At 45.9% G+C, this 17,740-nt stretch carries 6 protein-coding genes; all 6 read right to left on the bottom strand.

What is annotated here, in order from left to right; genetic code table 11:
• Positions 1-18 precede the first annotated feature (18 nt).
• The 6 genes from QFZ48_RS29095 to QFZ48_RS29120 are packed head-to-tail and all read right to left on the bottom strand — an operon-like array spanning position 19 to position 17,739.
• On the bottom strand, positions 19-309 hold the full coding sequence (locus QFZ48_RS29095) for a hypothetical protein (RefSeq protein WP_429064969.1): 291 nt from the start codon (positions 307-309) through the stop codon (positions 19-21).
• The gene (locus tag QFZ48_RS29100; RefSeq protein ID WP_429064971.1) at positions 310-8,565 is read right to left on the bottom strand and encodes an RHS repeat-associated core domain-containing protein; all 8,256 of its coding nucleotides are present in this window, start codon (positions 8,563-8,565) and stop codon (positions 310-312) included.
• Positions 8,566-8,589: 24 nt separating this feature from the next.
• On the bottom strand, positions 8,590-9,381 hold the full coding sequence (locus QFZ48_RS29105; RefSeq protein ID WP_429047364.1) for a hypothetical protein: 792 nt from the start codon (positions 9,379-9,381) through the stop codon (positions 8,590-8,592).
• Between the two features lie 29 nt (positions 9,382-9,410).
• A complete protein-coding gene (locus QFZ48_RS29110; RefSeq protein ID WP_429047362.1) occupies positions 9,411-16,109 on the bottom strand; it encodes a hypothetical protein in 6,699 nt (2,232 codons plus the stop codon).
• Positions 16,106-16,639, bottom strand: a complete 534-nt coding sequence (locus tag QFZ48_RS29115; RefSeq protein ID WP_429047361.1) for a hypothetical protein — start codon at positions 16,637-16,639, stop codon at positions 16,106-16,108. The genes QFZ48_RS29110 and QFZ48_RS29115 overlap by 4 nt, the downstream gene beginning before the upstream one ends.
• Positions 16,639-17,739, bottom strand: coding sequence for a hypothetical protein (locus QFZ48_RS29120; RefSeq protein WP_429064972.1), 1,101 nt, complete (start codon positions 17,737-17,739; stop codon positions 16,639-16,641). The genes QFZ48_RS29115 and QFZ48_RS29120 overlap by 1 nt, the downstream gene beginning before the upstream one ends.
• Between the last annotated feature and the right edge of the window lies 1 nt (position 17,740).

The raw sequence follows: 17,740 nt of genomic DNA on the forward strand, positions 1-17,740 counted from the left end.
TTATGTGCAATATTTTTTCTATTGAAAAAACTTAACAACACCTCTTATTATATCGAACTGTTGATAATCATCTGTCTCAACAACCCTCGTGGGCACTTCTTCCCTATCTTCTTTAATGTTATACAATGCGTAATCCAAAAAACCTTTACTCCAAAAGTAAATATAACCACTAAAATTTGGGGAGTCTAAATCAACTCCTGCTAAAACACCTAGATTATTAGAGTCACTACTATCCCGTCTGATACTAATGATCGTATCTTTATTTACTTGAGATAAAAACTCCTTTTCTAAAAATTCAATAAAATCCATCTAGTCCTTTTTTTCTTTAACCTCAGAAATATTTTTTACTTCCGGATTTAGCGTGCCGCCTTGCTTCTTCAATTGATATTTCATAGCTGCGTTAGCGCCTCCACCTATTGTTTTAAACCAATCGGACTGACCTCCTTGAAGTAAACTATTAGAAGGCACATCGAACTCAACATAAACAGATCCAGATGCTGCTTGTTTCCTAAAAGATGCTGGTCCACTGGTTGCTGTAAAGGTCATTCCCCCAGCCCCTTCCTGGATTCTCCCAGTACTCTTCATGGCTGCATACTCCTTAGGTTGCATCCACCTTCCGACTCTAGTAAATGAATTACTTTCAGTATTGACTTCGGCGGCATTAGTATTACCACCCTGTGCTGCCGTAGCTTGTTTATTCGTCCGCTGTGTTGCAGCAGTACTATTAGTTGGGCGTTGAGGTGCAGATTGAACTCTACTCATTGCATAATTAACAGTGGCTGCAGTCTGAAAACCTTCCCCTATAGTATTACCAATTTCCTCTGCATGCTGAGTTTGTTTCTGTCCGTCGGTTTGAACAGTATTCATAAATTCATTCCGGTAATCCTCATCATAAGCAACCTTCCTCAAAACATTTAAGCCACCTTGACTTGCAGTATTAAAGGAATATGTACCTACAAATTTCCCACTTTGATATACATCTAAGGAGGGAATTTTCATACCAAACAAATCGAAAATCGTCCATCCTAAAGGAGTTCCAACATTCTTACCTAAAAATACAAATCCGGTTTTATGCCCCTTATCATCCAAATCTAGTCTATAATCATAAATCTCTTTGCCATCCAAATCAACGTTCTCAATAGGGTTATTTGCTGTAAATTGATATGGCGTCAACTCTGGATACTGTTTCTGCAATGGATCTACACTCAAAAATTTCCCTACTCTCGGGTCATAGATACGCATTCCGTAATCTATCTGGTTCCCCTCCCCCTTCACCTCATTATCATTCTCCTTCCCGTTAAACCCATATCTATACCTGCCCGCTCCCAAGTTCCATGTCCTTCCCACCATCTGCATACCAAACGGCGCATAGTCCGACATATTATACACCGTAGCATTCAACCCTACCTGCTGATCTGAAATCACTCCCAGGGTATTTCCCAGGTGATTATTCAACTCATAACGGGTCAAATTAATCTGCGACCATGCCGTGGCGGGATTGCCAACTGTACCTGTTACTGCTATTTCTGGCATCCACATACCCAATCTGGAGCTACCGTAAAGATGTTGCTCTTTCCAGTAGGTTTGAGTACCGCCATTATTACCATAAACGGCCAGGGAATTGCCTTGTGCATCCTTTACATACCAGGTTTTATTGACAGTACCGCTTTTTGTATACTCCTTATAGATACGGTTGCCGGAGGCATCATATTTATACATCAAAGAACTACCGTCACTAAAAGTAATACTTTTAATTTTACCATAAACAGACCAGGCAATATTTGTGATGGAAGCGCTCTGATCTTTTATCAGATTACCTATTTTATCATAGGTATAATTGTCATCAGGCATGTCGTCGAGGTCCGAATTATAGGTACCAGGAGCAACCGTTTCCTTTATATGACGCAATGTATTGGCAGTAAGATTCCCCGCCTGATCTATGGGATAGTAATAGCTGAGATTATCCATCGGCAGGGATACGTCATGGGTACCATTCCTGAAATAGGAAAGGATATTACCATTACCATCATAGCTGATATCTTCCTGATTGTCTTCCACCCGTTGCGATAAGCCCCATGTACCTATGGCTGTCAGCGGGTGCTGACGCATACGTATCAGGCGGTTTAACTGGTCATACCGGTAGCTGTAGCCAACTGGGTTACCGCTGTTCAATTTCGATAAGGCCACAGTGGTACGGCTGATATTTCCATTAAAGAGGTTCTGTCCGGTGATGTCGGTGGCGGTGGCGGCATACTTTACCGCGAGAGCATTGGCTGTAGTGCCAATAGGCTTATAGTCGCCGGTAAAATAGTCAAGAGAATATGCCATTACGTCTTTGGCGAATGTGCTGTTTCCGCTGCCTGTTTGCCCATCCTGCCCAATGTCATTGGCAGGGGTAAGCCCTGTACCATTTATCGCTTTAAGCCATCCCTGTAATGTGTAGGCATAGTCAATTCCCTGCGCGTTGTTTTTACCGATGCGGGCACGTGCAAGAGGTCCGTGCTTGTAATAATAATAATGCGCATCCGTAACGATACCGGTAGGGCTAATTGTCCAGTTGCTGCCGTTATGCGCAATACCGGAATTGGCTTCCACCAGCCTGTTTTCAGCATCGTAGGCATAGTTATAAAAGAATTGATCGGGTTTTGCCTGCTGATAACGGACCGCGTTCACTTTACCGCTTACCAGGTCATAATTGTAGTCGATTTTCTTTACTTCATGTAAGCCGTACAACTTCTGCCACAGCGTCTTCACATTACCTAACGCGTCATAACTATAATAAGATGCCTGTTCTACAGTTCCTTCTGTTTCCAGGTATTGGCTTGCCGAAACACGTTTACGGAGATTATCCTGTGTATACAGCGCATCCGGAGCAACATCGTAGAAAGTGCGGGTAATCTGGCTGTTGGTTCCACTGTTTAAAAAGAGGTTCACAGTGGCGTCAGCTATAAAAGCCGGTACGCCAAGACTATTGCCATTCTTCTTTTCCCCTACTTCGGTGATCCTGCCGAGATTATCATATTCGGTATAACTGAATTGATTGGTTCCCAGGTACTGATTGGCATTACGGGATGCGAAAAGCCTGCCTTTCTGGTCGTACCAGAAATAGCTGGTATTGGCATCCGGCGAATTTTGCTGCACCACCTGCCCCAGGGAATTATATGCGTAGTCCGTGCTAAGCCGGTGCCGTGGATATACCGCGGATGTTTGCACCTCCGTTGTTCCTCCATCCGGGAGCGTGGTTGCTGTTCCGGGCAATGGCGTATTGAACCTTCCCCAGCTAATGGTGTCCGCTAAAAGGGCGGCACTATAGGCCGCTGCCATCCCCATGCAGTTCTCTTTCGCATTGGCGGCAATTTCGGCAACAGACATCAAACGCTTATACATCCTCAGCTGCCTCAGGTAAGTAAGGTTCTCCGCAAATATGGCGCTTCCAGTCGCTGCGGCTGTAATGTCCCATCCACAACCCAACTGCGGAGCATTACTCACAGCAGGACAACTTACCCCATTCACAAATACACTGATAACACCACTTTCGTCCAGGTCAGGGCCTTGCAGTACCACATGGGTCCAGGGATTCAGTGGCAATAAGGCGCTGATATTAACATCTATGCTGTTGGAGGCAATGATCTCTGCAGATCCCGTCACCGGTGGCGCCAGTTTATACACGTCTGCATGCAGGTAACTGCCGTCTATGCAAACATTGAAATACGCCTTGTCTCCTGCGTTGGCAAGCACTTGTGCCCCACCGCCATCTGCATTATACAACCACATTTCCACCGACTGGCTCGCGCCTATCAGCGCAACACCGAGTTTATCGAGCGTGGCATCTTCGTTTGTATTCGCCTGTGGTCCTGTATAGGTACACTGACTGTACTCTGCCCTTCTCGAGCGATCAACCCAATCAAGCTTTTCAGGTTCTTCGATCAGATCCACGCCTTCGGGCGGAACGGTCCGCAGGAGATTCCCGGCCTGATCATAATAGTATAAGGTATAATGATAAATCTGCTGGGAGGTGTTGAGTGATACCTTAGATCGTACCGCACTGCAGATATCGATGTATTGCTTACGGAAATCCTGTTTCACAGAATCTATATACATGGTGTAAGACCTCTTCGCTCCTTCTATTGCGCCATCAACTAGGTCATACATGCACTGGTATGGGTCCGCCGGCAAAGTGCTGTACACGGGACTGTTACAAAGTGTTGCAGTGGGACTTGTCTGTAATAACTTCCTGAAATTATCATAATCCGAAAAAGTGAGCGAAAAGCCCCAGCGCTGGTTCAGATAATTACGATATATATTCTTGTAGGTGATGGCTGAAGTATCTCCAGTTGCTCCAACTGATGCCGCAAAAGCTGCTCTGACGGCCCAGAATTCGGTGGCAGTAATACACCCTTTGGTAGTGCCATCCAGGAATACCGGTAAGGTAACTTCCCGGTCGAGTAAATACCGACAGTTATTACAGCCTTTCATGAGCGCGTCAAGTTCAACAGACGTGATGCTCATGCCACTGCCATACTTCGCCACCAGGTAATTAAAGAAGGTTGTGCCGGGCTGTGTGTTTTGTTGTTCCAGTTTAAGGGCGTTCAAACGTGCACACATGGTTGAATCAGTAGCGCCCACTGACCTGGTAACGGTTTGCGGACTCACGTTGTACGGATAAGGCACATCAATCAGCCATGGATTACAAAGCATGCTAAGCGAAGTAACGTTCAGGTAGCGTTTCAGTACCTGCTCAAAGGTCGCATCGCCATCAGTATTTACTTTTCCAGGCGCCGCATTGCTGGAGCCATTGATATGCGTTTCATCTCCACCCAACGCGCAAACCTCTATCAAACGGGTACGCAGCAACGGCTTATTTCCTGCAGTAAGGGCAGAGCATCCTTCCAGTTTTTTCATCAGAAGATCCACCGTCACTTCACAGGAGCGCTGTATCTGCAGCTTCAGCGAGTCCCTGGCAGCTGGCAGATAAGCAGCCGTATCAACGGATAATACTTCGTTGTATTTATAATTATTCAAACGGCTTGTCTTACTCCAATAATCTACTGCGCAGGGCGAAGGAGGATTTGTAGGCGTACCGGTGCATGAATATTCTGACCAGGTAATCTGCTGTCCGCTTTTTAAAGTAAAGCTTTGAGGACCTGATCCCGCAACAAACTGCACATCATAAGGCATATCTGCCGGCCAATTGCCACCATTAGCATAATAGGTAATGTCAATCAGAAGACCAGCTGGAATCGGCATATTGGCAGGAGGCCATATAGTAACCGTTCCTACATTACCAGACTTGGTAAACATCGACAAATTAAAGTCAGCACAGGTCCTGTAAGGAACAGGTGGTGTAGGTTTGTTTCCTGGGCTGATTACCGGGTAAGCGCCTACCGTACAAATACCCTGGCAGTAATTGGCGTCCCTTAAAATCTGGTAATACTTTTCTTTCAACTCCAGGTACAGATTGGCATACGTTTGCCATTGCTTGTCAGGAATTCTGCAACTGGCAACCGGGGAACACTGATTCCATCTTATCGTTAAATCCGTACTTGCGTTCACATTGGTATTACCCTTACCATCTCCGCAATACAATAAATAATCTACATACTGCGACAAGCTCTTATTATTCACCCCCGAACCCGATATGTGCAGTATGTTTGCGGCATAATTATCCAGGTCCGCTTTAAATGCAGCATAATAGGCCGTACCGGCACCGGTGCCTGTAAAGAAGGGATCAGCGGCCAACAACCAGGAACCATTGCTGATATCATATGCCAAACCCGCCTTAATCAGCGGAATATCTGCCGTTGTGTTATAGATTTTTTCTACCCGCTGGTCCCATGATTTATAGGTATTCATCGCTCCGCAGAAAGTGAGCGCACATTTCTCCGGATGATAGGCAAGGAACTTCTCCGCCCATTCCGTCCTCCAATAATTCACTAACATGTCTAGCGTAAAAGACTCATCATAGGGCGACGTGTAAGAGCCATCTTGTAGCTGAAACTTAGCGGCTTCATAATCCGTATTTCCGGGTTGCTTTATTGGAAAAACATCCGGTTTGCGCCAGTTATTATAAATCACATTTATATTGGTTTCCATCGGCACACCGTTGGAAAACATCGCGTATTGGCCGCCAGGACTTACATCATTTAAGAGTATATTTTCTAGTTTGTCGCATGGAGACGCCAAACAGGAAGTACGCAATGTCTGGCAATTACTGTACAATGCGTCATACAATCCGCCTGCCCAGGTATTAATCGCCGCGAGGTTGGTGACCGTATCAATACCGTTCTGACTGATCCTTATCTTCAGGGCGGTCATAAATCCAGGTTTCGTTCCCAGCGTTTCCCGGCAGGTGGTACACTCCGAAAAACATCCCGTAAAATCTTCTCTCTTCAACTGTTCCATTGCAAACTGGAACTGCGTTTTAAGATTGGTATTCCGCGCGATGAAATCATTTGTGTAATACTCAATTACATTCGGATTAAGCGCCAGTTCAAACGTAATGTAGTACTCTCCGATTTTATTCAGCGCTACCGTAAAAGTGGTATCACTCGCAGATGTGAGATTACAATCCGACAATGCACTTCCCCTCTTTACATTGGCAATATTCAGTATCCGGTTATTGCAATCATCATTGACAATGACCTTTACATCATAGTAACAATTACTGCAAATAGTGACACCACCCTGCACGTACTTCTTAATTAACCTGTCCATGCTAAAAGTAAAAGACGCAGTAGGATCCGGCACAGAAGCCAGGTAAGTGGTAGTAGCAGTAAGTTTTAGGGTACCAGGATCAAATACAAACCGCTCCGGCTGCAGCAACACCATATTCTTTTTAACCGCAGCAGGTTTAGAGGGCAATGCCAGCAGCGACGTATCAGGTGTGCTCCCCGTAAGTGCAGTTGCTACCGTTTTTCCGGCGGCGTTCTGATAAGATATGCTGATCTGGCCATTGGGATCTATCACCATATTCTTCAGATAGTGATCCGCATAGCCGGCGTCATTACCAAACAGACGATCAAGCTCCCATTGCTCGGGCTTACCATAATAATAGCGGGTAGTATGATTCGCAGCAACATTTGTTGACGGTTGCATAGTAAGTCCCACTCCACCTTTCACCGCAATACGGCCCGTGTTGTCCGGCGCATACGACGTCACTGCCAGTGGATATCCCTCTGCATCAGGAATATATTTCGCCAATGCATCCGTTGCAAGGAATTCGTTACTGATAGAATAGTATTTAGATGCCCCGGACTCCGTTTTTAAAGGATCAGGGAGTCCTATGCAGGCGCCTGTAAGGCCCTTAAATACGTTAGCAGCAGTATAGGTAGTTCCCGCAGCATTTTTGTTAAAAGTAGGGAAAAAGTTCAAAATCCCGGAGCCTGTCGGAGCTGGCAAAATATTCGCTACGGGCCTGCCATACTGGTCATAAACATTTTCCTGTACGATGGCTACCTTGTCACTGTTGTTTACTGTAACCGTTTGCCTGTTGCGAAGTGTCCCATCAAAATAATTCACCACTTCTTTTTTCTTTCCCTCTTCCGCATAGGTTGCATCATACTGCCAGTTTAAACCTGGCTGATGCCAGGTAGTAGGGAGTACCACCACCGCCGGCGAAACAACGCCACCGGATGAAATCTGGTAGCTCCAGGTGCCCTCGTTACGATACCCTGCGCTTTCATCAACAGTACGCATGCGGATAAGCAGGTACTTATTGTTGTGCACCAGTGAAATCGTGTAGTCAGTATTCTCCACCGTAATGCGTGTGGAATTATTACGGAACATTGGCGCCAGTATCTGCATAGTAGCACCGCTCCCTGCCTGCGCAAGAATAGCACCATTGGCAGATTCCTCATCTACAAAAGTCCACTCCAGGTCATACTTCTGCGCGCCCGGTATCAGGTCCCAGCTTACTTTTACGGCATTGGCCGTTATTATTACGGATGTCATGGCGCTCATGGCACTCATACCCTGCATCACCGGCTGTTCATCCTCCACGATATCTACCATAGGGATCAGCGTTTTACCACTTTGCGGTAAATAATCCCTGTTTACAACAACATGTGCCTCCAGCATGAAAATGGCAGGCAATTCACTCAATTCATCACTGCTGATATCATTTACAGTAACCTTTATCTTATAGGCATTGCTGAAGTCGTATTGCGCCACCTGCTGATATACAGCACCGGTAGCAGTGTCGTAGTTAATGGTAAGCTTCACATGCTCTATGGTAATAGGCTCTTCCTGTCCGGGTTGACTCCAGTACTCCACTTTAAGATCCGTCTTGCAGGAAAATGACTTGTTAACCCCGGCAAGCGCGTTATTATTAAGTTTAAAAACAATCATGTTCAGCACAGAATTGTTATGGATCGCATCCCAGTTGTAAGCGGAATTCTCAAACTTTTCGTCTTTCACTACCAGGGTGTCACCCTTTTTCACGAGGCCCTGAATTTTCTGCTGATACGGCTCTATCGCCGCCAGGGCCCTTCCGGTTGCAACGCATAACAACAGGAACACAATCAGTATGATGACAGATGATCTGGTAAAATATTTGAATAAAGGCATATTCAACATTAAATGGGGTTAACACTAAAATAAACTGATCAGCGTATAACCGGCATAAGCGCCGGCGGGTTCCCATCCCTCGCTTCCTTTTTCCAGGTAGGTTTGCTTTTGCAGCAGCTTTTGGGGAATAGTGCCTTCCTGCCACCTGTCTACAGTGATCATCACTTCTTTGTCCATCTGGTCATTAAGAGGATCAAGGAGATTAGTCAACCTCATATACAGGCCTTTCAGCACCATGGCGGACGGATCATATTCATAGCGGTATTCTTTACAGGAAATATGCCGGCTGTTCTCCATGCTGATACTCGCTTTTCCGGAAGAAACATCTTCAGTGATCTTATAGTTTTCATCCCTCCATATCTGAACAAGACTATCAGCAGGCATATGAAACGGAGGAAGTACTTTCCTGGCAGGTCCCACAAAGATCTTCTTTGTATTCTTGCTTACGCTGATAAAGATGTCCTTCAGCGCAATGGTTTCCACGTCACTTGCCTGGTAATAGAATTCATTCCCCTTGCGGCAGAAACTATAGGCAGTGTACAGGTTGCTGGCACTATCTGATGGATCTTTGGCTGATATGGTACCAGCGGTATAAAACTCCTGGCAGGAATCCATATGCGCATATACGCCGATCAATTGCCGCAGCGCACTTTCATCTTTCATACTATGTAAAACACCCTCTTTAGAAGCGGGATTTACGGAAAGCTTGCGGCTTGTGGAATTCATCCAGGCAGGCACGCCTGCAAAGGAAATGATAACGCCTCCGAGAATCAATGCCGGGAGTATGAATTTTAATATCCAGATAAACTTTTTCATATGTAGGGAGTCAGATCCGTTTAATATTATTAATTAACTTTTTTACGAAACACTGAGCGGCTTTCTTTAAGAGTCATTATACCACGGTCTGTTTCTTTCTTGACCCTGATCAATGTTCCTTCATCATCATACTCATAGAAAGTGGCAAAGTTATTCTCGTCCATTTCTGCCATCAGGCGCAGTGTTTTTTCATCGTAAGCATATGTTTTAATCGTGGCATCATAGGGAAAAATGCGGATATCATCTACTGCAGCTGACGCAGATGCAGGCAATATTACCTGTATAGAAGTAGCTCCGGACAGCACATCAAATTTCCCTTCCACAAGTTTCCAGCCTTCTACAGCGGCTTTTACCGTTAATGCAATCGCGGCGCCGTTAACAGACGGATTGAAAGCAGGCATCGTCAATCCCGTACTACCATCCTTTACCCATGCCGAGAAAACATACTTCTTTGAAGGCAAGGGTTGAAATCCTTGTGGGTACAAGCCTTTCGTAAGTTTAATAATATACTGGCCAAATGCATCTTTATTCAGATAATTGCTATTACCAGGCTTATGTTCCTGCGCGTGAACAATTGCCTTCAGCGTAATGGTATTGGTTAACTTAAGACTGTAATTACCAGAATGCGCGTCGTCAGATTTAAGGTTGGTAAGTGAGCTGGTACCTAGTGCCGCGCGGATGTCAAAGCTATCTAAACTACAGGACCCGGCGCCGCAAAGACCACTATACTTATAATCCTCAAAACCATCATAAAATACTTCCCGCTTCATTGCATTCCCCGCAACAGCTACCGGCACCACTCCCCTGTAACCAAAAGCAGCGCTGCTATACCGGAGCAAGGCATCCTTATTCTCGATTTCCTGGCCATACTGATCATACAAGGTTACATAACGGCTGGTCACCCAATTGGTATTGGCAGGAACAGGCCCCCATTTCCCGGTGGGAATATCATAATACCAGAAAGATTTAAATGTATTGTAATAACCGCTGTTACGCAGGTTAAGTCCACCGCCCTTGTTAGCGAAGATCTGCTGATCTGTACGGTTCACTTCATAAGTTTTTTCTTCAGACACCCGCCAGTTACCTAATATCCCTGCCAGGTAAGGATTTACCGTTCCGGCAAGAGGCCGGGTATCGCATATAAATGGATAAGTGCAAAGATCCTGGATGCAGGAATACCTGGATATTCTGCGGTTGCCGCTGGCGTCCAGGATGTAGGTATTTACCTGTGGATTATTGGGAAGAGTTTCAGTAGAGAAGAATTTGGTGACAGCTCCAGCCTGGGCATCTGTCATTGCGCTGAGTGCATCTACAGTTGCGTTGTATATCTCTACCCCAACCGAGCCAGCGTTGCCGGCGGTCGCTGCCGGGAAGTTATAGAATTCTATACGGATCTTATGCGAACCGGCTGTAAGCGGAAGTGCTACTACTGTCCAGCTTCGGTAGTTGACTGCATCTCCTCCCGAAATGTTTGGCGTAATTACTTTCAGTACATCATCAATATATAGTCTCATCTGATTATCCGCACCGTAACCCACGGCATACGTCCCGGAACCAGCTGCTGTAAAGCAGGTTTCCAATCCCATCCAGATATCAGTTACAGTTTGTGATTTATTCAACCATACCCCTGATGAGTATAATCTCCCGCAGCGTGCCACAGTTAAGGCGGCAGATGTTTTTGCATGTGAAGAAGTATCAGCCTTACTACGAAGATCATCTGACATGGTAGTATCCTGAATAGAGTCACTGTTAGCAGCCATCAAAAATGACCCTCCTCCATCAGGACAAGCGCCGCCCCAGAAAGCGCTTTTCTTTGTCACTGTGGTATTGTCTGATTTTTTGAAAATTACCCCATCCATACCGTAGTCGGCATCGAATATCCCTACTACATTCAACGTATCATTAGGATTCAACACCGACATTAACTGGCATTTGGTACTATCCGCACTGATCGTATATCCCGGTGGACAGCTGATACACATTTTTGCCCCCCATTCTTCTTCATATAATATCGCCTTGGCATCTATTACTCTGTAAGAAGTATTGTCGGCATTGGAAAGAACAGCAAGCTTACCGCCTGCCAAAGGATTCTTAAGACTAACCACGGCACCGGCGGTTGCGCCCAGCTGGTTCCTGTAACCGGAGCGATATACTTTTACATCGCGGTTCAGGCTCCTTACCAGGTTTCCGGCGTCGTCAATTAACCGTATGCGGTTTACCGGATCACTGCTTGTCGGACTGCTGATCACCCAATACCGTTTGCCGTTTGCCACCAGGTCTATCAACTCATCTCCACCCGTCAGATAAGAGGCATAAGTTGATCCTACCAATCCGTTGACGTCGGTAGTTAAATTCTTAAATATCGTATTGACGTTCTTATAAGCACCGGCCATTTTTCCATAGCTCCAGTAAGCCGGCATATTTACGGAATACACCGGGTCATCAAACTCATTGTTGGTGCTTGTTACTACCGGCTGACCAGTATTGCGGTCAAATACCAGGTTAGAAGAAGTAATGGTAGAACCATTCACCGTTTTCACTACTTTTTCCAGTATACCTGTTTGCTGCACTGTTTTAAGTACCGATGCTGATCTGAATAATCTGTAACTGTCGTTATCCTTCCTGGGCCAGTGTGGGATAGGCAGCGCGCCCCATATAAAAGGGACTACATCCACTCCAAGTTGTATGGATACTCCCATATCACTGGTTTCCTGCTCACGCATATCCGCGACCAGTTCTATTTCCCGGCCAATCACTTCTGCGGGGTTAATGGTCCCCTTTTCGTCCACCGTAGCTACCGTATTGTTTAACTTTTGCTTACCCGCATCCAGCAGATCAGATTTATAATAATAAACAGAGGAAGATATTTCCGAGCCGTTCTGATTAAATACCCGTTCTGCTTTGGGCTTACCATGCATATCATTCAACCAGATAACGTACCCCTGCGACATGGCCAGTTCGTATACCTGGTTTCCCCCGGCAAAGTTGGCCCATCCGGCCGGGCCTCTTTTCTCTACATCCGGTCGCGCCTGCACTTCTGTTATTACAGGGTAGTCTTTTGCGGTGTAAAATTCCTGCTGGATCCAGCCGGTGTTTTTTTGCGGATCAGCATTACCTGCTGCATCCAGGTCGCGTATAATCACGTTGCTATAGCCTATTTGCGGAGCCGGGAATAAGCTTTCCCCAAAAGGCTCTTCCAGGTAAAAATAATTGGTCAGCGTACCTTTGGATTCCTGGCTGTAAGGGACAGGCATCCGCATCGGGTTTTCATCCGGACCAATAGACGGTTCGTAAGATGCCACGCCACTGCTGATCGTTTGCCCGGATGCATTAGTTGTTCTGTACTCATATTGCTGCCCATAAGCCGCTGCCGGGGCAGTGCTACCGCTCATTACATCCCAGCCATCAAACATACGTATTTTTTTCACTCGCGCTGGACCACCTAATTTAATGCCATCCGCTTTTACAACGCGGGCAAAGCTTTTACCGAGATTAACCTTGGTCGCAAAGTCATTGTCCCTTGCACGCTCATTGAAATTCTTCTTCAGCTCAGCCAGATTACCGATTGCGTTCACGATGGCTGTTAAAGCCCTCTCAATACCTGTTTCGTTTTGGATCCTGTCTTCAAACCCAGGGTACGCATATTTCGGATATTCCAGCCTCATTTTCTGCCATGCCGCCATAATAAATGGATTGGCGGTGACCCTTCCCTCTGTAAGATCTTTAAAGATTACATTGGTCGTGCCATCTCCATTGTTCTTAACCTTTACTATTTCTCCATAGCAGGAAACGTTGTCAAAGGAGGCATCGCCTGCTGCCCCCGGAGCGTCCGTTACATTTACATTTATCCGCGTATAAAAATCATTCCGGCCGTTCAGATAGTCATTTACAAAATTCTGCAGAATGGCCGCATCATTCACTCCCCTTAAAGGGCCGGGAGTAGGTATTTTTATGCCATGAGCAGCTCTAAGGTTACTGGTGGCATTACCGGCGCTGTCAGTAATAAACGCCTTGATATCTACCATCTGCATCGCTTTCCGGTCCTGCACGTACGCATAATCACCGGATTCATACTCTACTTCAATTTTTCCTCCTGTAGGCAATTTTATCCTCGACAAATTCCACAGGCGTGCATTATTGTTGGCGGTAGTCTGGTTCTGTATGGTATATGGGAATTCGTCATTCCTCATGGCGCCGGGATTCAGGCCTGTTCCTTTAAAAACACCCCAGCGGTCGGTCGATAAATATCCATAAGCCTGGTTATAGTCATATTCAAACTCATAGGGATGATTCCTCCCTTTAGTAGAAGAAGCGTAAGTGAAGTACACACTCTTCAATGTGTTTTTACCGCCCCCCAGGCTATTATTTGGTACGCCGGGACACAGGGTGTTGATATAGTCTAAGTGAACCGTTTTAATAGGACGGGTAAGATCGCTTTTGGAATACAACCTTATTTCCTTCAGCTTACGTTGTTTGACGGTGTTATCGCGGTGCCCGTATACGTCGCTCACGCCAAGTGCATCGTCCCTGTCTGCCGTAAGAAAATAAGCAATCTTTGTTTTGGTTTCTATTGAGCTCAGGTACCATAGTTCCTTTCTGCCATAAATTACACTTCCTTTATCATCTTCTGCATCTGCATTCAGTCCGCGGTTATATAACGCCTTGCCTGCATCCAGCGGGGCACGCCATCCATAGTTGCCGGGAACCTTGGAATAATTGAACTTTACCGCGGTACCAAGATCATCGTCTGTTATACCGTTGTTCGTAACATCTACGTAGTCCGGGCTTAATATGGCGGTAAGCAGGTAGGAGGAGGCATATGGCGGCTGTTTTTCGTGCTTGTAATATCTGTCTCTTCCAAAATCATGCACTATTTCTCCATCACTGTCAACATCCATTCCTATCAGGTTCTTCGCTACATCGGTTGCATTATTTTTATACGTGGGATTTACTGCAAATGTAAATTCGTCCTGCTGCAGGTTATAAACAGGCAAACCATATACGGCTCTTTTACCATCATTTTCAGTTACAGTAATTTCTGAAATATGATGTTTCTTCCTGGTGACATCACTCCTGAAAAAGGTGTTCACAACTTCCGGCCCGCAAGGCGGAGGCGTACTTAAAGTAGTATCATACAGCTTATAGGACTTATAGCTGTTATTACCAGAAGTAAGCATCGCTTCGCCGGCAGTAAGATAGCTTACAGGCGAATTTCTCAGCTGACGGTCGTTTTTTTTAAATCCGCCTGCCTGCAGATATTCGTTGCCATATTTATCGTGTATCTTTTTTTGTGTCTTTCGGCCATCCAGTGAAACCGCTATCATCTTCTCTCCCTGTACACTGTTTACATATCCTCCATCCTCCGCCGTTTGCTCACCCATCATTTTAAAATAGGTTTGTTCTTCCATTATTTTGGCAGGATCTGCATAGTAGTCTGCAACAGGAAGAAATGGATTGTCTTTAGTCCATTTCCTGGTAACATTGGTAACATTCTGATCATAAATGGCTATGCCGCCATGAAACCATAATCCGAAACCATAATCCGCACCCAGAGAAAAATTCCCTGACTGGTCTTCAGCCTTAGGGTCAAATACCACCCCGGTATTCCCCCGCTGCAGCCGGAACTGCCCGCTGCCGGCCTGGTTGGTGTAAGAAAAAACATCCGGGGTATTAACAGGTACCGCCAGGTTCGGCAAGCCGGGAATAATGGGGTTATCTTTTTCACGTAAAAAGTCCATTACAGCCCGGTTATCCTTCGTTCCCCTGTCGGCATACAGGTAACCATACTCCGGTGTCATTAATTTATTTGTGATCAGGGATTGTTTGTTCATATACCCGGTGAGTCCTCCTCCGCCGAAAACTGCAAAAGCATGACCTCCTATTGTTATAGAATAAGACTGATTGGAAGATTTATACCCGAAGCCAATCCGGGGACTAAACGGCGGCGTGTTGTAAGAATAGGTAACACCTGGCTGCGGAGCCAGTTCTCCTGGTAGAAAAGAACCTGACAGCGCCAATTCTTTGAAGCCTTCCCTGGTATTATAACTGAGATTCGCGGAAACACCCGATACACTAGTTGGATTGCCAGCTATATTGGCGTTCATAGACAAGCCTCCGAAAACGCTCACACCGCTGCTGGTATTCGAGTTTACCCCGACATTCAAACCTCCGGTAAGGCACCCGCTGTTCACAGCTCCCAGACTTAGGCCGGCATTTACACCAAACTCCGCTCCCATGCCAGTGTAGCTATCGCTAAAAACACCTATAGAAATAGAGCCTGATACTTTCGCCACGTCTCCGCCTTTTAGTTCCAGCCTTACAGTACCTCTTCCCCCGTAGGTAATTTTGTCGGCCGTAAAATGAGTAGTGGCAATGGTATCCCCGGCAAAGTCGTCCGGTACCCCACGCAGCTGCCGGTTAACGGCGCCCACGTTCAGGTTCCATCCAAGTCCCACCCAGCTGGCCTCATCATCAATTCCAACCCCGGAAGCGTAATTCAGGTTAACAGGGTACCCATCAACATCCAGTAAGGGTATGTTATATTTAAACGCCCCGGAGAACAGGTCTACCATATCGTTTGTGCCATAAGGAGCAAACTGTTTATGTTCCGGTTGTGCCGGTCCTGAAGTCAGGGCCAGGGAATGAAGCGGCAACAACATCTCCGCAGTCAGGAGAAACAGGAAAAAAAATGCCAGTGCCTTTTTAATCTTTATACTTTGAATAATCATAACCTGCAGCTTATAGAATCTGATTTCTGGAGATAATTTTTTTGTAGCGGGAATACCAGCCTGGTAGAAGTAAATAACCAGTCCTTGTAGATAAATGCAGCCGCCTGCACACTACTCAGCGGGCGTCTCTCAAAAATTACCAGATATTCAATTCCTTTCATATTACCATTGGCAATGCGCTGCGCCTGCAATGGCGCCAGCGTATCGTGATTGAGCACCAGCTGGAAAACAGAATCCAACCCATAACTGGCTCCCTGGGCGTCTTTCTTCCTCATGCCTGCACTATTTCCGGGAGAAAACACATTTACCTTAAAGCACATTTCTGTAGCCCCTTCGTTTGCGCTCCGTCCATTGACACGCTCCCAACACGCAGGCAAATAAGTAAATGACACTACGGTATTGCCCACACGCTTTTCCTGGTGTAAGCCACTTGCCGGATCATTCATGATTGCTTTGAGACCTGCACCTGGCTGGTCGCAGGCGGAGAGTAGCAATAACGCAATCCCAAATAAATTCAAGACCTTTCTCATTATTCTGTTTCGCTTTTATAGAGGAATCTGAGTTGTTTTACTTCGCCGTCCGGCAGTTTCACCGTTAGCTGGTAATAATAACCATCCACGAATGCCCTGTTTTCCGAAATATCTATGATTACATGGTTGTTACCATTTTCTAGCTTCACTTCCGGCAGCTTCCTGATTACTTTCTTTGGATCCGATATACAAGTAATTTGATATTGCAGTGTGGTTTTCTCAAAGATGTTCTGCAAAGCAAACAGTACTTTACCACGCGCCACATAAAAATTGCCTTTTTCCAGATCCCTGATATCACGGAAACTTTCCGGTGTAAATGGTTTTACACTGTCGGTGCAGCTCACCTTAAAAGTCCATATTTCAGAAGTGCCCAGTATCATTCCTTCTTTGTACGCGGTAACCTGCCAAACATATTGATGTCCCTCTTCCAGTGCTTTAGCAGACGGCGGGAAAAAAAGCATAGGTAAATTGATATATTGCTGGTTAATTACCGGGAAGTTATACCTGAGCGCTTCCACCTTTGCCTGGTCCTGCTTCCACTCTGCCAGCACCAGCCGGTACTGCAGGCCGGGAATTGCAGGCAACAAAGGCTGCCAGTAAAGCGACGGACGTTTATCACAGATGTCATCCTCATCAGCCGGACTACTTAACAGCAACGGCGAAAAGGGCTGCAGATAATAATCGAAACACTGCATGCCGAGTGTTTCTCCTGTATGCCCGCCCTCATCCAGCAGTTCAAAACAATATTCATAATCTCCTTCCGTAAAAAAGCCCGACTGGCGGACGATTGTTGCAATTTTACTGTTGCCGAAATTAATACCGGCGCCAGCTATGAGTCCTGGAGGCAACGGATTCACACCAGGCTTCACTTCAAATGGTTTTGTTTTAATAGTCACGATACGTCCTTCTTTCGGTGCAGTTACCGTTATCTGCAAACTGGCTACCAGCCGTTGTGCAGCAACACCGGCAATCCTTACCTGAAAAAGACCATCCATCGTTCTTCCCTGTACTTCAGGCAGAAATACAAATGATACCTGTGCAGTTGCCTGCGCACTTATCAGAAGTAAACATCCTATGATCCAATACGTAAACCTCTTCATA

Source organism: Chitinophaga sp. W2I13, assembly GCF_050434005.1.
Classification (GTDB): domain Bacteria; phylum Bacteroidota; class Bacteroidia; order Chitinophagales; family Chitinophagaceae; genus Chitinophaga.